The organism is Amycolatopsis sp. NPDC057786 (genome assembly GCF_042797905.1).
GTDB lineage: Bacteria > Actinomycetota > Actinomycetes > Mycobacteriales > Pseudonocardiaceae > Amycolatopsis.
The window spans coordinates 1-19,760 of the sequence record NZ_JBHVKW010000091.1; the positions used below are offsets into that span (position 1 = coordinate 1).

Genomic DNA, 19,760 nt, shown 5'->3' on the forward strand with positions numbered 1-19,760 from the left:
ACTTTCGAGACATCAGGTGTCCCGAAAGTGGCTTTCGCGACACCTGAGGGGTTTTGGGAGGGTCTGCGCATCTCGGCACAAGGTTGCGAAAGCCACTTTCGCAACCTTCAACGTTGCGAAAGTGGCTTTCGCGACACCCGGCGGGGCTGGAGTGCTCGCGGCGGCTCAGGCGGTGCCGACTACCCGGTCCCGCACCGCCCGCATCGTCGCCGAGTCCACAGTGGACGGCTCCGCCGCCAGCCACCCGCCGATCTCGTGCAGGAACTGTTCCGGCGTCATCGGCGGCGCGGGGGAGGGATCCTCGAGATCCGTGGTGATCTCACCGGTCCGGCTCGGGTACACGATCATCGCCCCGCGCAACGCGACCCCCGGCAGGAGCCGCCGGTATTCGGCGAGACTTTCGGTCAGCCTGCTCCCGCCACCGCGGAAGGCGCGGCCGTTGCGCAGCAGGCGATCGTCGTCATCGGTTTCGTAGTGCCCCGGCAGCCACAGCTTCGATTCGATGAGCACCAGCCGCTTACCGCACAGCACGGCGTGGTCGACGTCGGCGAATACGGAGTCCGGCCACGAGAGGCCGTGGAAGATCCGGGCGCCGGGAAGCCGGGTCAGGTAGCGCTCGAGCAGGTCGGCGGTGAGCCGTTCGGCGAGTTCGTCGGTCTCGACACCGGGGGTGCCGAACACGCGTTTCTCGCCGAATTCGGCGGCGAACCGGTTCTTGGCGCGGGAAGCCGCCAGGTAGCCGCGGGCGAGTCGTTGCACGAGCAGCGCGGTCCCGGCGGTCAGGATCAGCCAGACGATCAGCGTGGGGGCCGAGAATCCGACGCCGGTCAGCACCGGCAGCAGCACCAGCACCATTCCGCCGACCGCCGCCACCACCGGGGTGTGCCCGGGTCCGCGCCGCCGCCCGTGCCGCACGCGCGCGTCCTGCGCGGCGAATTCCCACCATTCGAGGTCGTCCGGGTCGATCACGACCGGTTCGGGCTCGTAGCCCGGTTCTTCGCCGAAGCGACGCCGCGGGCGCGGGCGGATCGGGGCGCGTACCGAGCGGCCGCCCGCGTCGTAGCCGGCGCGCCGCATCGGATCGCTGAGCGTGTCGTAGGCCTCGCGGACCAGTTGGAAGGTGAGCGCGGACCCGCCGGTGTCCGGGTGATGTGACTTCGCCAGCCGCCGGTACGCGGTCTTGATCTCGTTGACCGAGGCGGCCTTGCCCACGCCGAGCACCTCGTAGTAGTCGACATCGGGCACGGGCGGTTCACCTCCAAAGGGCCGGGCCGCAACACTATTCGGCCGCCGCCGGTCGCCCGCAACCACCTCCGCGGCGCGTCGGGGTGACTCCGCGGGCATACTGTTTCGCTTGTGGCGGAACGAGGTCCGCCTCCGCCGCGTCCTGGATATCGTGGAGATCGACAGCTCGCGAGGGGGGACAGCGGTGGGAGAACCGGTCACGGGCACGGCGGCGGGGGTCCCGTTCACCGTCCTGCCGCCATCGGCCGAGGTCAGCGGCCCCGCGCCGGTGGTCGTCGCCTGGCACATGATCGACGCGCCCCGCACCGACGCCGCGTTCGCGGCCGCGCTGCCACTGGCCGGGGTGCCCGCGTGGCGGGTGTATCTCGGAATGCCGTTGTGCGGCGCGAGAATGGTCGACGGCAGCATGGACGCGGTGGTCGAACGGGCCGTCCGTGACGCGGTGCTCGCCTACGCCCTCCCGTTCGTCCGGCAGGCGGCGCTGGAATTCCCCGCCGCACTCGCTGAACTGCGGGAACGCTTCGGTTTCGACACCTCGCGGATGGCCGTCGTAGGGGGTTCCCTCGGCGGTGCCGTGGCGCTCACGATCCTGGCCACCAGGGAGATCCCGGTGCGGGCCGCCGCGCTGGTCAACCCCGCCGTCCGGGCGCGGTCGCTGGTCGGCGTGGTGGAAACCATGCTGGAACAGCCCTATTCGTGGACGGACGAAGCGAACCAAGCGGCGGATCATCTCGACTTCGTCGCACGATCGGGTGAAATCTCGGCCAGGGAACCGCAGGTTCCGCTGCTGGTCGTGAGCGGGGAAGAGGATTTCCCCACGTTCCGCGCGGACGCCGACGAACTCGTCGACGCGGTGCGTGCCGGGTACGCCGTGCCCGATGACGTCCGGTTGCGTCGCCTCCCCGGTCTCGCCCACGCGCTCGCCGAAGAGCCGGGTATCGATCCCGCGCCGCAGCTCCCGATCGCGAAGCTCGCCGACGAAGCGGTCACCGAGTGGCTGGAGCGCCACCTGCGCTGACCCTGGGCCACCTGGTCCTAGCTGGTCGCGAGTTCCGCGAACGCCCCGGCCCGATCAGCCGTTTCACGGACCTTGCCGTCCCTGGTGAAGACGTCCCTTCCGGGGTAAGACGCCGCCCTGGCTTGGCCCGTTCGGGCAATTCCGGGTGGACCGGAGCACGACAACTTTGCGGACCGGCCTTCCGACACACCTCAAATTATGTTAAGAAACTTTACTAACTAAGAGGGAGGCGCGTTTTGAGTTCATCCCCGCGGCCGGGGCTCGAGCGGAAGATCGGGCCGCTCCAGGCGACCGCCATCAACATGACCCAGATGTGCGGCATCGGCCCGTTCGTCACCATCCCCGCGATGGTGGTGACGCTCGGCGGCCCGCAGGCCATGTTCGGCTGGCTCATCGGCGCGGTCATCGCGTTGGCCGACGGCCTGATCTGGGCCGAACTCGGCGCCGCCCTCCCCGGCGCCGGCGGCACCTACGTCTATCTGCGCGAGGCCTTCGGCTCCCGCACCGGCAGGCTCATGCCGTTCCTGTTCGCCTGGAGCGCGGTGCTGTTCATCCCGCTGATCATGTCCACCGGCATCATCGGGCTCGTCCAGTACCTCGGGTACCTGGTCCCCGGGGTCGCCGACGACGGCGGGACGACGGCGCTCGGCAAGGTGATCGGCCTCGGCGTGATCGTGCTGATCGTGCTGGCGTTGTTCCGCAGGATCGGCGAGATCGGGAAGCTGACCACCGTCCTGTTCGGGATCATGCTGTTCGCCGCGCTCTCGGTGATCGTCGCGGCCTTCACCCATTTCGACGGCGCGCAAGCCTTCGCCTTCACGCCCGGCGCGTTCTCGTTCGACGGCGGCGCGTTCTGGGCAGGGCTCGGTGCCGGCCTGATCATCGCCATCTACGACTACCTCGGCTACAACACCAGCGCCTACCTCGGCGGCGAGGTGCGTGACCCCGGCCGGACGCTGCCGCGGTCGATCATCCTCTCGATCCTCGGCATCATGAGCCTCTACTTCCTGCTGCAGCTCGGGGTGCTCGGCTCGATCCCGCTGGAGGAACTGAAGAACGCCACTTCGGTCGCCTCCACCGTGCTGGAGCAGGCGTGGGGCACGGGAGCGGCCAAGGTCATCACCGTGTTCATCGTGATCGCCGCGATCGGTTCGGTGTTCGCCGGTCTGCTCGGTGGTTCGCGGGTCCCGTTCGAAGCGGCGCGCGACAAGGTGTTCCTGCCGGTGTTCGCCAGGCTGCACCCGAAGCTGAACCTGCCGACCGCCGGTGTGCTGACGATGGGGGTCATCGCCGCGATCGGCTCGCTGTTCACCCTGACCGCGGTGATCAACGCGGCGGTGACGGTGCTGGTCCTCATCCAGTCGCTCGCGCAGGTCGCGGCGATCGTCGTGCTGCGGCGACGGCGGCCGGAGCTGGAGCGGCCGTACCGGCAATGGCTCTACCCGATCCCGACGATCATCGCGCTGCTCGGCTGGGTCTACATCTACTTCTCCGCCACCTGGCTTTCGATCGGGCTTTCCGTGGGGTGGATCGCGCTCGGCGTGGCGGCGTTCCTGGCCTATGCCAAGGCGGAACACGTGTGGCCGTTCGGGCCCAAGGTGATTCAGGAAGCGTTCGCGGGGGCGGCAGAGGGGAACGGGAAGTGACGGGGGAAGACCTGATCCTGGGGATCGACTTCGGCGGCACGAAGGTCGCGATCGGGCTGGCCGACCGGGCCGGGAGCCTCCTGGTCACCCGGCGGCTGGACACCGACGCGCATGCGGGCGCCGGGCAGGTGGTGAGCCGCGCGCTCGCCGCGGCGCGGAAACTGCTCGCCGACGAAGGCGCGGCGGACCGGCTCGTCGCGATCGGCGTGGTCAGCCCTGGCATCGTGCTGGACGACCGCATCCTGCTCGCGCCCAACGTGCCGGGCTGGGAGGAACTGCGGCTGCGCGACCTCGTCGCCGCCGAGTTCGAGGGCGTGCCGATCGAGGTGGGCACCGACGCCAAGGCGGCGGCGCTCGCGGAATGGCGGTGGGGAGCGCTGGCGGACACCGATCCGGCGGTGTTCCTCTCGCTGGGGACTGGGATCGCCGCGGCGGTCCTGGTCGGCGGCCGGCTGCTGGCTGGCGCCAACGGCGCTGCGGGAGAGATCGGGTACAACCTCCTCTCACCGCAGGACACCGACGGATTCGCCGGCGGAGCGGCGCCGCTGGAGGAAGCCGTCGGTGGGCGTGGGCTGGGCGGCCGGGCGAGTGTGCTGCTCGGCCGCCCGGTGACCGCGGGTGAACTGTTCGGCCTCGCGAGGGAGAACGCGCAGGCCAAGGAACTGGTCGGCGCGGCGCTCGACGAACTGTCGATGCACGTCGCGAACCTCGCCATCGCGCTCGATCCGCAGCGCATCGCCGTCGGCGGGGGACTGGTGCGCTCGGCCGACATCCTGCTGCCCGCGCTGCGCGAGCGGCTCGCCCAAGCCGTGCCGTTCCCGCCCGAACTGGTCTCGGCGAAATTCGACCAGGACGCGTCCCTGCTGGGCGCGATCGCGATCGCGCTGGACGCGTAGCGAGATCACCGACCGAAGCCGCCGGGCGCCCGCTAGATCCGATCTAGCGAATGTCCGGCGGCTTTCTCGCGCCCAAGGGGTGAAGCGAGAGGAGGTCGGTCATGGACACCAGTCCACTGCGGGTCGCGGTGATCATCGGAAGCACCCGCGAGGGGCGGGTGGGGGAGGCCGTCGGCAAGTGGTTCACCGGCCGGGCGGAAGACCGGGAAGACCTCGTCACCGAAGTGCTCGACCTGGTCGACTTCGACCTGCCCGCAGGACTGCCTGAGCATCCGACGTCCGAAATGAAGCGGTTCGCGCGGCTGGTCGACGAGGCCGAGGCGTTCGTCGTCGTCACTCCCGAGTACAACCGCAGTTTCCCGGCGTCGCTCAAGCAGGCGATCGACTGCGCCTACGACGAGTGGCGCGCGAAGCCGGTCGGATTCGTCTCCTATGGTTACCGCTCGCAAGGGCTCTACGCAGTGGAGCAACTGCGCACGATCTTCACCGAGTTGCATACGGTGACCATGCGCGACACTGTGGCCTTCAACCTCCTCGACGGCACCTTCGCCCGCGACGGCACCCCCTTCGACAGCGACGGGCAGGGACAGGCCGTGACCACCCTGCTCGACGAGCTCGCCTGGTGGGGCCTCGCCCTGCGCGAAGCGCGCGCCGCTCGCCCCTACGTCTGCTGAATGCTTCTGAAAGGAAACGAAAATGAGTGAACTGGCCATCGAAGCCTCGGGGCTGGTCAAGGTGTTCGGGGAGAACCGGGCGGTCGACGGGATCGACCTGAAGGTCCCCGCCGGCACCGTGTACGGCGTCCTCGGGCCGAACGGCGCCGGCAAGACCACCGCCGTGAAGATGCTCGCGACCCTGCTCCGCCCCAACGGTGGAGAAGCGCGCGTCTTCGGCAAGGACGTCGTTCGCGAGGCCGACGCGGTCCGGTCCATGGTGAGCCTGACCGGGCAGTACGCCTCGGTCGACGAAGACCTGACCGGCACCGAGAACCTGGTCCTGATCGGCAGGCTGACCGGGCACCGCAAACCGGCCGCCCGCGCACGGGCGGAGGAACTGCTGGCGGCGTTCGGCCTGACCGAGGCCGCGGGCAGGCAGGTGAAGAACTACTCCGGCGGCATGCGGCGGCGGATCGACATCGCCGCGAGCATCCTCAACACGCCGGACGTGCTCTTCCTCGACGAGCCGACGACCGGGCTCGATCCCCGCAGCCGCAACCAGGTCTGGGACATCGTGCGCGCGATCGTGCGGCACGGCACCACGGTCCTGCTGACCACGCAGTACCTCGACGAGGCCGACCAGCTGGCCTCGCGGATCGCGGTCATCGACCACGGCAAGGTGATCGCCGAAGGAACCAAGGGGCAGCTGAAGGCCTCGGTCGGGGTCGGCGCGGTCCACGTCCGGCTGCGCGAGGCCGACCAGCGCGCCGAGGCCGAAGCGCTGCTCGTCCGGTCCCTGGAGGCACAGGTGCTGCTGGAGCCGGACCCCGTCGCGCTCACCGCGCGGCTCTCGGGGGAAAGCACCGAACAGGGGGCCGCCGAACATGCCGCACGCGCGCTGAGCGAACTCGCGCGCGCCGGGATCGTCGTCGACACCTTCTCCCTCGGCCAGCCGAGCCTCGACGAGGTCTTCCTGGCCCTGACCGACCGCACCGCCACGCCTGAGGAGAGTGCAGCTTGAGCACCACGGCAGTCAAAGACAACGAACCCGTTCTCGCGGCACCGAAGGCGGAGGATCTCGCCGCCGTCCTGATCGCGAAGAACCGGCCTCAGCGCCCCAGCGCGCTTTCGACTTCGGTCACCTTCGGGTGGCGCGCGATGCTGAAGATCAAGCACGTGCCCGAGCAGCTGTTCGACGTCACGGCGTTCCCGATCATGATGACGCTGATGTTCACCTACCTGTTCGGCGGCGCGCTGTCCGGTTCGCCGACGCAGTACCTGCAGTTCCTGTTGCCGGGCATCATGGCGAGCAGCATCCTGATGATCACCATGTACACCGGGGTGTCGGTGAACACCGACATCGAGAAGGGCGTGTTCGACCGGTTCCGCACGCTGCCGATCTGGCGGCCGTCGGCGATGGTCGGCTATCTCCTCGGTGACATGCTGCGGTACCTCATCGCGTCGCTGGTGATCCTCGGCGTCGGACTGATCATGGGCTTCCGCCCCGCCGGCGGATTCGGTGGCGTGGCCGCCGCGATCCTCCTGCTGCTGGCGTTCTCGTTCGCGTTCTCGTGGATCTGGACGATGTTCGGCCTCCTGCTGCGCAGCGAGAAGTCGGTGATGGGGGTCAGCATGATGGTGCTGTTCCCGCTGACCTTCCTCAGCAACATCTACGTCGACCCGGAGACGATGCCGGGCTGGCTGCAGGCCTTCGTCGACGTCAACCCGGTGACCCACGTGGTCGCGGCGGTCCGCTCGATGATGGACGGCAACTGGAACGGCGGCGAGATCACCTGGGTGCTGATCGCCGGCGCGGTGATCCTCGCGGTCTTCGGCACCTTGACGATGCGGCTCTACAACCGCAAGTGAGCCCTAACCTCGTGAATGGCTAGGACGGTTCTAACCGTCCTAGCCATTCACGAGGCCCTGGTCGCTCACAGCCGCCAGGGAACCTTGTCCTCGGGCGCGTACCGGCACGAGGAACCGGTGGTGACCGCCGCGCGCAGGTGCGCGGCCAGTGCCGGATGCTGCTCGTCGAGTTTGCGCAGGGTGTCCCGGATCCGCGCGGTCACCGTCTTGCGGGCGCGTTCCGCCTCGTCACCGAGCCGCCGGGTGCGGCCGCCGAGCCCGGCCGCGGACCGCAGTTCGGCGAGCAGCGCGTCCCGTTCCCGGTCCAGCGCCGCGGCGCGCGCGTCCTGGCCCAACCCGGTCGCGGTGTCGATCAGTTCATCCAGCTCGTCGAGCCGCGCGCGGTACTGGGCCTTCGCTTCGTCGTCGAGGACGGCGTCGCCGCCGAGGCTCTTCGCGGCGACGACCACCTCGCCGCCTTCGGGATCGAGCAGCCGGACGGCCGCCACCTCCGAACCCGGCCTGCCGAGCAGGAAATGCAGGTCCCGCAAGCCTTTCGAGTCCGGGAGGTGGGCGGTGACGCCGTCGAAATGCAAGGTCCACACGGCATCGTCGCGACGGAACTCCGCCCTCGGCGCGGCCGGAGCCCGCGCCTCCTCACGTGCTTTCGTCATCCTGGCCACGATCGGTCGCATGCCGAACGCGGTGGCTTCTTCGGTCACCTCGGACAGGAGGGTCGCCGCGGCCGCCGCGTCGCCTTCGAGGTTCCGGCCGAGCAGCGCTTTCGCCAGCCAGGACCTGGCTTCGGTCGCCCAGACCGAGGCCCGGAGCCGATCCGCGGAGAGCGCGGCACCGCGCAGCCGGTCCACCGCGTCGTTCCAGCGTTCCTGCGCCAGGTCGAGCCTGCCGATCCAGAGATCGACGGGACCGGAGATCTCGCAGCCGTACAGGGAAACCAGCCACTCCCCGCTGTAGGGCGCGAGGAGCGCGCGGGCCGCTTCACAGCGTTCGGGATCGCGCGAGACCGCCGCCGTTTGCGCCTGGCAGCGCAACCACAAGGCGGCCAGGTCGCGAGGATACGGCTTCGCGTCGGCCGCGAGATCGGTGAGCCGGATGGCTTCCCCGGTGTCCTCGCGCTGGGCCGCGGTGATCGCCTCCAGCAGCCGGCCGTAGGAGTACCCGCTGCGCGAGATCTCGCGGTGCAGACCGGTGAGATCGTCGAACCGCCCCTCCAGGCACCACCGGACCCACCGCTGCAGCTGGGTCAGATCGGCGAAATGGGGATGCTCGTCCCCCGCGTGGCACGAGATCACCTGCTCGATATAGGCCTCGGCTTCGGCGAACCGGCCCTGAAGCGTGGCGATGATGCTCTGGTCGATCCGGGAAGCCAGCTGCGAACTCGGCGCCCTTCCGGTGGCTGCCAGGGCGAGAAACTCCTGGTACTGCTCGAAATACCGGGGGTCGCCCTGTTCGAGCTGCGCCACCCACTTGAAGGACGCCGCGTAGTGCTCCAATTCCGGGTTCGCCGTGCGGCGGCCGACGGCGACCAGTTCGTCGGTGAGCCGTTCCCGTTCCGCGGCGCTGCCCGGCCCCCAGATCGAGTCGTGCCGGGCCCACAAACCGAACAACAGCGCGGAATCGTCGTGGTCGTCGCGGGCGGTCATCATGATGCGCGCGGAGAGTTCCTGCGTCATCTCCTCGACCGTGAGCTCCTGTCCGGGCTCGCGGCCGCACAGCCGCGCGTGCGCTTCGGTGAGCACCTCGACCGTCTCGTCGGCCCGGACGCTTTTGTGGTCGGCGCGGACCAGGGTCAGCGCCAGCCGGGCGAGGAGATCGTCGTCGTCGAGTTCACGGATGAGCACCGAGACCTCGTCGAGGACCTGTCTTCCCTCGTCCGTCTCGTGGTGACGGGTCAGATGCGCGCCCAGTTCGAGGGCGATGACGGCCTTCCGCCGCCGGTCCTCGGCGATCTCCATCGCCCGCCGGTAGTGCGTGGTCGTCTCTTCGATCGCCATGCGGCCGGTGGCGTCGACCGCGGCGGCCAGCAACAGGTCGATCGCCTCGTCCGGATCGACTTCCCGGCCGGCGAGCAGCGCGTGGCGGGCCAGGTCCGCGGCGAAGAGGCTGTCCCGTGACGCCGGCGTCTCGCCGACCGCCGCGACGACGGCGGCGTGCTGCTTCCTGCGGTCCGACTCGGCCAGGCTCGCGTACAGCGTTTCGCGGACGAGGTCGTGGGCGAAGGCGAAGCGCCCTTGCCCTTGCACCACCACCAGTCGTGCCGCGACGGCCTGGTCGAGCAACCGGTCCACCTGGGGCACGGGCGCCGACGCCACGCCCGCGAGCAGCCGGCGGTGGAACTCCCTGCCGAGTACCGACGCGGTGGTCAGCAGATCGAGGACCGGCTGGGGGAGCAGGGAAAGCCGTCGTTGCAGGGCGTCGGCGACGCCGGGCGCGATGGTCTCGGCGGAACCGCCGCTGTGCCAGAGCCGCGCCGTCTGCTCGACGAAGAACGGGTTGCCGCCGGTGCGGCGATGGACCTCGGCGACCAGCGCGTCGTCGGGTGCCGCGCCCGCCGTCCTGGTCATGAGCGCGCCGACCTCGTCCGGTTCGAGACCGGTGAGAGTGACCGAAGTGGCCTTCGTGAGGAGCGGCATCATGAGCGAGCGAAGCGGGTGATCGGTCGCCTCGACCTCGACGTCCCGGTACGTGCCGATCAGCAGTAGCCGCTCGAACCAGGTGTGCCGCGCGGCGAACTCGAGCAACCGCAGCGACGCGGCGTCGGCCCAGTGCAGATCGTCGAGCACCACCACGATCGGCTGGTCCTGGGAGGCGGCCACCAGCACGCTCGTCACCGCGTCGTACAGCCGGAACCCGTCGGCCGCGCCGTCACCGCGCGTCTCACCGAGCAGGACGTCCAGTTCGCTGTCGGCCATCGTGGTCCAGCGGCCCTGCCCGACCGCGCGCCGCAACCCGCGGACCACCTGGGTCCACGGCCAATAGCCCGGTGCGCTCGCCGAGTCCCAGCAGGATCCGTTGAGCACCAGGGCACCGAGGCGCTTCGCCTCTTCGGCGGCGCCGGTGACCAGCGTGGTCTTGCCGATCCCGGCCTCGCCGGTGACCAGCACCAGGCCGCCGTGGCTTTCGGCGGCACGGGCTATCTCCGCGCGGAGCACCCCCGCGGGATGGTCACGTCCGATGAGCGCGGCTGACATGTCCGAATCCTCCCAGTAAGGTCCGACAATCTCACGACGCGCGTCCGCTGTCAGGCGTTACCCGCCGTCCGTCGTGACCGACGGTGACCGAGATCTCCCGCTCGCCGGGAACCCCGTGCGGGGGAAAACCGACTTTCTGGACGTGACTAATCGAGTGGGACGGCGGGTGAACAGCCGTCGAAATTCCTGCCCTGCCGGCCGAAGGCGGCCTGTTGTGCCAGGTCAGGTGGTCAGCGGCTGGAGTAGGGTGCGGGGTATGGGGAGCATTCGCTCGCGCGTGTTGGCTTGGATCGGCCGCCGCTACCTCGCGCGTCAGCAGAAGAACGGTTTCGACCTGTCCAAGATGTCGATCATCCCGGACAACGCGCTGCTGCCGCTCAAACGCGACGGTCTCGACCCGGTGGCCGAGCTGGGCCGGATCCGCGCGACGGAACCGGTCAGCAAGCTCGACCTGCCGTTCGGGATGAACGGCTGGCTGGTCACCGGCTACGACGAGGCCAAGGCCGTACTCGGCAAGGTGAGCGAGTTCAGCAACGACTTCACGAACCTGGTCGGGAACGCGGGCGTGACCGAGGACCAGAACCCCGGCGGGCTCGGGTTCGCCGATCCGCCGGTGCACACCCGGCTGCGGCGGCTGCTCACGCCGGAGTTCACCATGCGGCGGCTGTCGCGACTGGCGCCGCGGATCGACGAGATCGTCGCCGACCAGCTCGACGCGATGGCGAAGGCCGACGGTCCCGTCGACCTGTGGGAGGCCTTCGCGCTGCCGATCCCGTCGCTGACCATCTGCGAACTGCTGGGCGTCCCGTACGAGGACCGCGACGATTTCCAGCGGCTGAGCACCGCCCGGTTCGATCTCTTCGGTGGCGCGGGCGCGTCACTCGGAGCGATGACCGAGTCACTGTCCTATCTGGACGAGATCGTCAAGAAGCAGCGCGAGAACCCGGGCGACGGCCTGCTCGGCATGCTCATCAAGGAGCACGGCGACGAGATCGACGACCGCGAGCTCGCGGGCCTCGCCGACGGCGTGCTCACCGGCGGGCTGGAGACCACGGCGAGCATGCTCGCGCTCGGTGCGCTCGTGCTGCTCAAGGACCGCTCGCTGGTCGAGACCGTCCGCGGCGACGACGAAGCCGTCCACAAGTTCGTCGAGGAACTGCTGCGGTACCTGACCGTCGTGCAGATGGCCTTCCCGCGTTTCGCCAAGGAGGACATGGAGGTCGCCGGTGTCCGGATCGCGAAGGGCGACATCGTGCTGGTCTCGCTCAGCGTCGCGAACCGTGACGGCGACCTCGGCGAGGACATGGAGAAGTTCGACGCGACCCGCGAGCCGACGTCGCACCTCGCCTTCGGCTGGGGCATCCACCGGTGCATCGGTGCCGAACTGGCCAGGATGGAACTGCGCACCGCGTATCCCGCGCTGGTACGCCGGTTCCCGGAGATGCGGCTGGCGATCGAACCGGAGGAAGTGAACTTCCGGAAGGTCTCGATCGTCTACGGCGTCGACGCCTTGCCCGTGCTGCTGGACTGATCCTCAGGCGACTCCTCTCGGACGGAACTGGATGCTGATCCTCGGCCCGACCGGTTTGGCGGTCTTGGGGACGGCGTGTTCCCAGGTCCGCTGGCAGCTGCCGCCCATGACGATCAGGTCGCCGTGACCGAGGGCGTGCCGGACGGTCTCGCCTCCGCCACGCGGCCGCAGGGCCAGCTGGCGGGCGGCGCCGACCGAGACGATCGCCACCATGGTGTCCTCGGTGCGGGAACGGCCGGTGTCGTCGCCGTGCCAGGCGACGCTGTCGCGCCCGTCCCGGTAGAAGCACAGGCCCGACGTCACGAACGGCTCGCCGAGCTCTTCCGCGTAGTGCGCGGAGAGCGTCTCCCTCGCCTCAGTGAGGATCGGGTGGGGGAGCGGCATGCCCTCGCGGTAATGGCTCAGTAGCCGGGGGACGGCGACTACGCGGTCGTACATCTGCCGCCTTTCGGCGTGCCATGGCACGTCTTCGGCGAGCCGGGTGAACAGCTCGTCCGCGCCGGAGAGCCAGCCAGGGAGCACGTCTATCCAGGCGCCACGGGTCAGCTCGGTGCGCCGGAGCCCGTCGAGCGAGCCCAGCCCGAGCGCGGCGCACTCGTCGAACAGCGAGGCTTGAAGCGCGGGGGTCATGGCAACCGAACCTACCCCGGTTCCGCTCGTTTGTCGAACGGGTGTTCGAGTGGCACGATGGCTTGCATGATCGACACAGCGAAGTCCGCGGACGGGACGCCGATCACGTTCGAACGCCGTGGCGTGGGGCCGGTCGTGGTCGTCGTCGCGGGTGCGGGCAACGACCGGCACGGTGACGAACCGCTGGTCGCGGAGCTGGCGGCCGAGTTCTCCGTGGTGACCTACGACCGGCGGGGCCGGGGCGAGAGCGGGGACACCGCGCCGTACGCGGTCGAGCGCGAGATCGAAGACCTGGCCGCGATCGTCGCCGCGCTCGACGAGCCGGTGATCGTGCACGGCATCTCCTCCGGCGGCGCGCTGGCCCTCCTCGCCGCCGCGGCCGGAGTGCCGATGGCGCGGCTTTCGGTCTTCGAGCCGCCCTATCGCGGTGAAACGGAAGAAGTTCCCGAGGGATACGCCGACGAGATGCGCGAGCTGGTCGCGGCCGGCCGCTGGGACGACGCCGCCGGCCTGTTCATGATGTCCGCGGTCGGCGCTCCGGAGGAGGCCGTGGCCGAAGCGAAGGCGTCGCCGGTGTGGGCCGAACTGCGGTCGTTCGCGCCCACGCTCGTTTACGACGCCTTCGTGATGAAGGACTCGAAGGTGCCTGGCGAGCTGGCGTCCATCGCGACACCCGTCCTGGTGGTGAACAGCAACGGCAGTACGGACTGGCTGAAGACCGCCGCTCTCGTCACCGCGAAGGTGGTCCCGGGGGCGCGCCAGGTCGGGCTGGACGGCGAGTTCCACAGTGTCCCGCCGGAGCGGCTCGCGCCGGAACTCAGCGCGTTTTACCGGGATCCTCGGTGAGACGCAGGTAGGCCGCGCCGCGCGGGGAGATCCGGTAGCCGACTTCGAGACTGAGTGTCAGGCCGAGGTTCTTGAGCTTGCGGATGTCGACCTTCAGCGGATCCTTCTCGCGGCCGAGGAGGTCGGCGAGTTCCTGGGCCCGGCGCCCGGGATTGTCGTGGATGAGACGCAAGGTCTCGTGCGTCCACGGACGTCGCTTGTCCATCTTGGACAGTCGATGGCGGATCTCCTCGACGTCCTTTTCGGACAGTTCGGCGTCCGCGCTGAGCGCGCGCCGGGGGTCGGGGCCGAGATGACGCAGGCCGACGCGGTACACCAAGGCGTCCGCGGGGCCGCGCAGAGTGCCCCGCACCGCGTTCGCCGACTCGGCGCCGGATCGGCGGGCATCGGCGTCGGTGATGGTGGCGGGGTCGACGATCTCGACCGAGACGACCTCGATCACCCCTGCCTCCAGGCGCATCACATCGCCCGGGTGGACGTTCTGTTTCGACCAGCGCCGGAAGGCCAGGTCGATCGTCCCGGCCGCCAGTCCTTCGAGGACCGTCAAGGAGAGGATCACCGTCGTTACCCAATCAGCGGGACGCCGGGGCGTCAACGTCTTGTCCGACGACGGTTCGTGCTCGTACAGTCGCAGCCTGGTCCTGGTCTGGACCAACACCGCCGCCCTGAGTGTGCAGGAGGCACGATGCGGAGACGACTTCGGACCGCCGGGGTGGCCGCGGCGGCCGTGCTCGGCCTGATCGCGTCGGCGATGCCGGCGAACGCCCAGGTCGGCACCGGGCCGTGGACGGCGGAGAACCCGTCGTTCAAGGTCCAGGAACGTGGCTGCGGCACCGTCGACGGGCTGAACTTCCAACTGACCTGCTCCACCGGAAGCGGGGATCAGCGGGCGGAACGGCGCTACGTGACCTATACCGGCGGGACCCGGCAGTTCGAGGGATCGTTCCGGATCACCAGCATGGCGGGCACCCGGATCAGCCTGAAGCAGACCTTCCGCGACGCGCCGACCGCCGGGCCGTACTTCATGCTCGCGGTGGAACGCGGCGGGCGGCTCTACGCCGTCCACGGCGGCGACACGCTGGCGAGCGGGGCGACCGTCGGAACGTCCGTGCGGGTCAACACCGTGCACCAGGTCGGGAGCACGCACAAGGTGTACATCAACGGTTCGCTGAAGCAGACGGTGAGCAGCAGCGCCGGGAGTTACTACGACAAGTTCGGCGCCTATCGGACGGCGAGCGGCGCCGGACCGGTGAAGGTGACCTGGAGCGGGATCAAGTTCTGGCGGAAGTAGGCCGTCCGTGAGCCGGAGTCCGTGAAGGCCTCCTTCACTACCTTCGGGGTAGGTAAGGAGGCCTTCACGGCAAGGGCCCGCGCTGCCACGCGTCGAGGTCCGTCCACGCCTGGAGCGTCTGCCTGCTCTCGAACCGGCGGCGTTCCCCGGTGACCGGATCGGTGAATTCGAGGACCTTCGCCAGCAGCTGCAAGGGTTCGGTGAAATCGTCGAGCGGGGTTTCGGTCAGCTCCGGGTAGAAGTCGTCGCCGAGGATCGGCAACCCGAGACCGCTCATGTGCAACCTGAGCTGGTGGGTGCGGCCGGTCGCGGGGATCAGGCGGTACCGGCCGAGGCCGTCGCGGTGCTCGATCAGCTCGACGCGCGTTTCGGCGTTGGGCGGCCCGTCGACCTCCTGCGCGGCGATGACCCCGCGTTCCTTGACGATGCGGCTGCTGATCTCGCGTGGCAGCACGACCTTCGGGTCGTAGCGTGCGATCGCCTCGTATTCCTTGTGTACCAGGCGATCCCGGAACATCGTCTGATACTTGCCACGGACTTCGGGGGTGATCACGAACAGGATGAGCCCCGCGGTGACGCGGTCGAGCCGGTGGGCGGGGGTGAGCCGCGGAAGGTCGAGCTCGCGGCGCAGGCGGACCAGCGCGGTCTGCAGGATGTGCCGCCCGCGCGGGATCGTCGCGAGGAAATGCGGTTTGTCGGCGATGAGGAAATGCTCGTCGCGGTGCACGACGGAGACCTCGAACGGCACGTCGACCTCGTCGGGCAGGTCGCGATGGAACCAGATGAACGAGTCCGGCACGAACGGGGAATCGACGCCCAGCGGCCCGTCGAGCCCGACGACGCGCTCCTCACGGAGCATCTCCTCGATCCGCTCGGGCGCGACCCGGGGGAGCCGCTCGACGAGGTGCTCCCGCAGCGTCGTCCACGGCCCCTCGGCGGGCATTTTGAGCCTCGCAGGGTCGAGCCCGTGGCGGGGCGGGAGCGGCGGGCGGAGCTTGCGTCTCATCACCGCGCACTCTAGCCGCGACGGCTCATCCGTCCTGGTCGCGGGCGGCTTCCCGCGGGGTGCTCGGCCGTACCGGAGGCGCGGCGGGCGTTGCGAAAGCGACTTTCGCAACCTTCAACGTTGCGAAAGTGGCTTTCGCAACCTCCCGGGGTTATCCACAGTGGGACTGGTGTGACGAGTTGTCCACAGGGTCGCGGAACAGGGCTGGCGCGTGTTCGGAATGCTGTCGACGATCAAGGGATGAAAACCGGAGACTGGGCCCGTGACCCCGAGGGGCTCTATCGACACAGCCGCGGTGGCGTGATCACCGTTGCGAGACTCGGGGAATTGGGCGTTCCGTCCATGACGTGCTATCGCCGGTGCCGTCCCGGGAAGCCGTGGCAACGGCTGCTGCCGGGTGTCGTGCTGCTGAACTCCGGGACGCCGACGCGGCGGCAGTTGATCGATGCCGCGCTCTTGTACGCGGGGCCGGACGCCGTGGTGACAGGAGCAGTCTCCTGCCGGCGGCAGGGACTGCGGGGTATGCCGGACAATCCCTTTCTCCTCCACCTTCTGGTGCCCCTCGAACACAAGGTGGGCAGTTCCGGGTACGTGATCGTCGAACGCACGACCCGGCTCCCGCAGGCGACCGTGGTCGATGGAGTGCCGCTGGCGCCGCTGGTCCGATCGGTACTCGACTGCTGTCGCCGCCTCGGTTCGCGACAAGATGTTTCCGCTCTGCTGGCCGAGGCCGTGCAGCGAGGTGTGCCCGTTCCGGAGTTGTTCGCCGAACTCGACGCCGGGAGCAGCCGTGGCACCGCGATCCCGCGCGAGGCGTTGCACCGGATCGCCGACGGTGCCCGCTCGGCCGCGGAGGTCGACGCGATGAAGGTGTGGCGGATGAGCGGCTTGCCGGAACCCTTGTGGAATCACGAGTTACGGGACGAGAACGGCGAATACATCGCTACCGCCGATGGGTACTTCGTGTCGGCAGGTCTGGCTTGGGAGGTGGATTCGTACGACTTCCACTTCGGCAAGCAGCAGTACGCCGCGACGGTGGCGAGAAACGCGAGGTACGCGGCAGCCGGGATCGTAGTTCTTCAGACCTTGCCCAGCCGCTTGCGAACCGAACCGAAACGAGTCGCCGAAGAACTCGTCGCCGCCCATCGAGCCGCCATTGCCCGCAATCGAGCCGCTTGAGTGCCGCGACGGGCGTTGCGAAAGCCACTTTCGCAACCTTCAACGTTGCGAAAGTGGCTTTCGCAACATCCCGGCACCAGTGGCGGAGGCGAGCGCCTGCCGGGAAGGAGATCAGGGCACGTTCCGGTACCGCGCGAGGTACCGCTCGGTCGCCTCGGCTTCCGCGACCGCGGCGGCCTCCGCGCGCGTCCGGCGGCCGGTGCCCGGCGGGAAGCCGTTCTTGGCGAGCCGGTGCTCGATGCTCTCCTCCATGTAGGCCATCGAGTAGAAGTACGCGACGAGCGCGGCCATCAGCACGATCGCCAGCCGCAGGGTGAGCGGGCCGGGCAGGAGCAGCCATACGGCGCAGAGCGGGGCGATCATCACCGTGCTGCGGGCGACGTGCCGCCAGCGCCAGCTTCCCGTGGTCGCGTCGTGGAGGATCCAGGCGTGGTAGCGCTCGGGCAGCCTGCCGCCGAGTGAGTACCACAGCCAGCGGAACACGTCCGGGCGCTTGCGGGGCATCGGGCGACTCCTTCCGTCGATGCCGCCACAGTACACTAATGATTAGTACGCTAAACATTAGCGTCAAGGCTAGGATCGGCGGCATGAACTCGGAGGGGCCGGAGATGAAGTCGATCGATCTGGGCGAGGATCCGCTCGCGTTGGAGCGTCAGGTGTGTTTCGCGCTGTCGGTCGCGTCGCGCAGCGTCATCGCCATCTACCGGCCGCTCCTGGAACCCCATGGGCTCACCCATCCGCAGTACCTGGTCATGCTCGCCTTGTGGGAGCGGGGCCCGCAGGCCGTCAAGGACCTGAGTGTCGCTCTGCGTGCCGAGCCCGCGACGCTGTCGCCGCTGCTCAAGCGTCTGGAGACGATCGGTTACGTCACGCGCAGGCGCAGTTCGGAGGACGAGCGGCTGCTGACGGTCGAGTTGACGGAATCCGGTCGCGCGTTGCGCGCGGAGGCGGAAAAGATCCCGTATCGCGTCGTGGAGAAGCTCGGCATGGAGGTCTCCGAGCTGGAGGCGCTGCACAAGGCACTGACCAGAGTCATCGAAGCCACGGCTTGAGCGAACCGAAACCGTGGTGTGACGAAATGAGGGTGTGAAGCCGGCACGGGGTGGGTAATTCCCGTCACGCCGACTCAAAGTGACAGGAAGATGAGGGACCGTGACCACCTCGACCCCCGCGCCCACGGAAGCAGGTCTGGAGCTCAAGACCAGGCTGAACGCCTACCTGGAGGACGTGGCCGCGGCACTGGGGATACCGATGGAGGCGTCCACGGTCGACCTCACCGGTCCGGTCACCGCCAGTATGCGGCTGAACTGGCGTCTTCCCGGCTTCCCCGAGCGCGACGTCGACCTGATGTGGCACGAGGAGCACGGCTGGTCGGCCGCCGTGGCGACGCATTCGGACGACGATCACCACGTCGTCGTCGCCTACCTCGGCGGCCGGACGGTGGCGTCGCAGCCGCGGCTGGTGGCCAGGTTCGCCGAAACCCTCCGCACCGGCGACCACCAGGACTGCTGGCCCGGCGCGCCGACGTTGCGCACCGCCGGCGGGCCGTCCGCGCTCGCCAAGGAGCTTTCCGCCTGGGCCTGATCACCCAGGCGGCGCGAGCACGACGTCGAGCGCGATCGTGATCTCCCTGCCGATCAGGAACCTCGGCGCGCGGAGACCGATCGCCCGCCGGTCGAAGATGGCGCCGGCGACCACTCGCCAGGTGCCGTCGCCGTTGTCCACCGGTCCGGTCGCGGTCACTGTCAGGGGACACGACTCGCCTCGCGCTCCGAGAGTGCCGTGGACCGACCACTCGTCCGGACCACCGTCGGCCTGGTCGGCCGCGAAGGTCAGCACGGGCTGCGCGTCGATCGCCAGCAGACCGGGTTTGCGCAGGTCGGCGTCGCGTTTGGCGTTGCCGGTGTCGATGCCGTCGAGGTCCAGCGCGGCTTCGACGGCGGCCACACCGTCCGCGGAGACCCGCACCGAACCCAGCCTGACCGGGATCGAGCCGTGGACCACGCGGAAGCCGAAGTTCCGGACGGTGAACGTGGCCGAAGTCCGTTCGGTGACCACTCGCCAGGTGCCGACGCGTGCGGACGTCCCGGCGGTCATCGCGGCTCACCCACCAGGCCGAGCGAGGGCAGTGACGTGTGGAGCACGCGGTGGACGTCGATCCGGTCCGGGCCCGGCAGCAGCGCGGGATCCTCGCCGGGCAGCAGTTCCGTGCTCATGATCGTCCGCTGGACGGCTTCCATCGCTTCGATCGACTCCGTGAAGCCGAGGATGAGGCTTGACCGGTCTTCGGCGGTCAGGACGTAGAAGCCGCCGACCCCGTCGAGCCCACGGACGGCGGGCCGGATCCGTTCGCGCCCACCGAAGCGGGCGGCGTCGGCCTGTGCCTGGCTGAGCGGCCGGTCGAACCAGGTCGCCTGCGCGATCCTGGGCTCGGCCGCGCCGCTTTCGACGTCGGAGACCTCGTAGACGCGGGCGTCGAAGGTGCCGGAGGCGCGGCGGCCGGCGGCGGCGAGCGCGGACCCGCGGTCGCGCCACAGCGCGACGACGAGCCCGGTCAGGCCGCCGACCTCGGCCAGGGTGCAGGTGCCCGGCGAACCGGTGCCGGGGTGGAGTTCGGCGGCGAGGGCGTGGCCCCAGCCCGTGGACTCGTCGGCGTGGGAACGCCGGAACTGGTGGACGGTGGCGTACATGGGGTTTCCTTTCCCGTCGGACACGCCGACTCTGCGCTCCCGGCCGCCGCCGGACATCAGTGCCAG

20 protein-coding genes are annotated in these 19,760 nt (G+C 69.4%); 12 read left to right on the forward strand and 8 right to left on the reverse strand.

The window, feature by feature from the left end:
- Positions 1-165: 165 nt before the first annotated feature.
- Positions 166-1,245, reverse strand: coding sequence for a DnaJ domain-containing protein (locus ACFVM3_RS32970; RefSeq protein WP_378443816.1), 1,080 nt, complete (start codon positions 1,243-1,245; stop codon positions 166-168).
- A gap of 184 nt (positions 1,246-1,429) precedes the next feature.
- On the opposite strand from ACFVM3_RS32970, the gene ACFVM3_RS32975 reads away from it, so the two are divergent.
- From ACFVM3_RS32975 to ACFVM3_RS33000, 6 genes are all read left to right on the forward strand, one after another.
- Positions 1,430-2,263, forward strand: coding sequence for an alpha/beta hydrolase family protein (locus ACFVM3_RS32975; protein WP_378443817.1), 834 nt, complete (start codon positions 1,430-1,432; stop codon positions 2,261-2,263).
- A 236-nt stretch (positions 2,264-2,499) separates the two neighbouring features.
- A complete protein-coding gene (locus ACFVM3_RS32980; protein ID WP_378443818.1) occupies positions 2,500-3,909 on the forward strand; it encodes an APC family permease in 1,410 nt (469 codons plus the stop codon).
- The gene (locus ACFVM3_RS32985) at positions 3,906-4,805 is read left to right on the forward strand and encodes an ROK family protein (RefSeq protein WP_378443819.1); all 900 of its coding nucleotides are present in this window, start codon (positions 3,906-3,908) and stop codon (positions 4,803-4,805) included. Before ACFVM3_RS32980 ends, ACFVM3_RS32985 begins: the two co-directional genes overlap by 4 nt.
- Before the next feature lie 101 nt (positions 4,806-4,906).
- Positions 4,907-5,479: an NADPH-dependent FMN reductase gene (locus ACFVM3_RS32990; protein WP_378443820.1), complete on the forward strand. Its 573-nt coding sequence runs from the start codon at positions 4,907-4,909 to the stop codon at positions 5,477-5,479.
- Between the two features lie 22 nt (positions 5,480-5,501).
- Positions 5,502-6,482 carry an ATP-binding cassette domain-containing protein gene (locus tag ACFVM3_RS32995; protein WP_378443821.1) on the forward strand — a complete coding sequence of 327 codons (981 nt, stop codon included), beginning with the start codon at positions 5,502-5,504 and terminating at the stop codon, positions 6,480-6,482.
- Positions 6,479-7,330: an ABC transporter permease gene (locus tag ACFVM3_RS33000; protein ID WP_378443822.1), complete on the forward strand. Its 852-nt coding sequence runs from the start codon at positions 6,479-6,481 to the stop codon at positions 7,328-7,330. The genes ACFVM3_RS32995 and ACFVM3_RS33000 overlap by 4 nt, the downstream gene beginning before the upstream one ends.
- A 65-nt stretch (positions 7,331-7,395) precedes the next feature.
- Here the strand turns inward: ACFVM3_RS33000 and ACFVM3_RS33005 are convergent, their stop codons facing one another.
- Positions 7,396-10,521 carry an ATP-binding protein gene (locus ACFVM3_RS33005; RefSeq protein ID WP_378443823.1) on the reverse strand — a complete coding sequence of 1,042 codons (3,126 nt, stop codon included), beginning with the start codon at positions 10,519-10,521 and terminating at the stop codon, positions 7,396-7,398.
- 256 nt (positions 10,522-10,777) lie between these two features.
- Here ACFVM3_RS33005 and ACFVM3_RS33010 point away from each other — a divergent pair, with 256 nt between their 5' ends.
- Positions 10,778-12,052, forward strand: coding sequence for a cytochrome P450 (locus ACFVM3_RS33010; protein ID WP_378443824.1), 1,275 nt, complete (start codon positions 10,778-10,780; stop codon positions 12,050-12,052).
- Positions 12,053-12,055: 3 nt separating this feature from the next.
- Here ACFVM3_RS33010 and ACFVM3_RS33015 read toward each other — a convergent pair whose 3' ends face one another.
- Positions 12,056-12,682 (reverse strand): alpha-ketoglutarate-dependent dioxygenase AlkB, encoded by a 627-nt coding sequence (locus ACFVM3_RS33015; RefSeq protein WP_378443825.1) that lies wholly within the window; start codon positions 12,680-12,682, stop codon positions 12,056-12,058.
- Between the two features lie 66 nt (positions 12,683-12,748).
- Between ACFVM3_RS33015 and ACFVM3_RS33020 the strand changes: the two genes are divergently transcribed.
- Entirely contained in the window at positions 12,749-13,528 is a 780-nt protein-coding gene (locus ACFVM3_RS33020; protein ID WP_378443826.1) for an alpha/beta fold hydrolase, read from the forward strand.
- Here the strand turns inward: ACFVM3_RS33020 and ACFVM3_RS33025 are convergent.
- Positions 13,500-14,183: a hypothetical protein gene (locus ACFVM3_RS33025; RefSeq protein WP_378443827.1), complete on the reverse strand. Its 684-nt coding sequence runs from the start codon at positions 14,181-14,183 to the stop codon at positions 13,500-13,502. The genes ACFVM3_RS33020 and ACFVM3_RS33025 overlap by 29 nt on opposite strands.
- Before the next feature lie 30 nt (positions 14,184-14,213).
- Between ACFVM3_RS33025 and ACFVM3_RS33030 the strand changes: the two genes are divergently transcribed.
- A complete protein-coding gene (locus ACFVM3_RS33030) occupies positions 14,214-14,819 on the forward strand; it encodes a hypothetical protein (protein WP_378443828.1) in 606 nt (201 codons plus the stop codon).
- A gap of 64 nt (positions 14,820-14,883) precedes the next feature.
- Here the strand turns inward: ACFVM3_RS33030 and ACFVM3_RS33035 are convergent, their stop codons facing one another.
- The gene (locus tag ACFVM3_RS33035) at positions 14,884-15,825 is read right to left on the reverse strand and encodes a pseudouridine synthase (RefSeq protein ID WP_378443829.1); all 942 of its coding nucleotides are present in this window, start codon (positions 15,823-15,825) and stop codon (positions 14,884-14,886) included.
- Positions 15,826-16,065: 240 nt separating this feature from the next.
- Between ACFVM3_RS33035 and ACFVM3_RS33040 the strand changes: the two genes are divergently transcribed.
- Positions 16,066-17,004 carry a hypothetical protein gene (locus ACFVM3_RS33040; RefSeq protein ID WP_378443830.1) on the forward strand — a complete coding sequence of 313 codons (939 nt, stop codon included), beginning with the start codon at positions 16,066-16,068 and terminating at the stop codon, positions 17,002-17,004.
- A 111-nt stretch (positions 17,005-17,115) separates the two neighbouring features.
- On the opposite strand, the gene ACFVM3_RS33045 is transcribed toward ACFVM3_RS33040, so the two are convergent.
- Entirely contained in the window at positions 17,116-17,508 is a 393-nt protein-coding gene (locus ACFVM3_RS33045; protein WP_378443831.1) for a DUF5313 domain-containing protein, read from the reverse strand.
- 104 nt (positions 17,509-17,612) lie between these two features.
- Between ACFVM3_RS33045 and ACFVM3_RS33050 the strand changes: the two genes are divergently transcribed.
- Together ACFVM3_RS33050 and ACFVM3_RS33055 are read left to right on the forward strand one after the other, a co-directional pair.
- Positions 17,613-18,056, forward strand: a complete 444-nt coding sequence (locus tag ACFVM3_RS33050; RefSeq protein WP_073847073.1) for a MarR family winged helix-turn-helix transcriptional regulator — start codon at positions 17,613-17,615, stop codon at positions 18,054-18,056.
- Between the two features lie 100 nt (positions 18,057-18,156).
- Positions 18,157-18,588: a DUF6292 family protein gene (locus tag ACFVM3_RS33055; RefSeq protein WP_378443832.1), complete on the forward strand. Its 432-nt coding sequence runs from the start codon at positions 18,157-18,159 to the stop codon at positions 18,586-18,588.
- Here the strand turns inward: ACFVM3_RS33055 and ACFVM3_RS33060 are convergent, their stop codons facing one another.
- Entirely contained in the window at positions 18,589-19,101 is a 513-nt protein-coding gene (locus ACFVM3_RS33060) for a YceI family protein (protein WP_378443833.1), read from the reverse strand.
- Complete coding sequence (locus tag ACFVM3_RS33065; protein ID WP_378443834.1) at positions 19,098-19,694, reverse strand: hypothetical protein; 597 nt, start codon at positions 19,692-19,694, stop codon at positions 19,098-19,100. Before ACFVM3_RS33065 ends, ACFVM3_RS33060 begins: the two co-directional genes overlap by 4 nt.
- Positions 19,695-19,760: the final 66 nt, after the last annotated feature.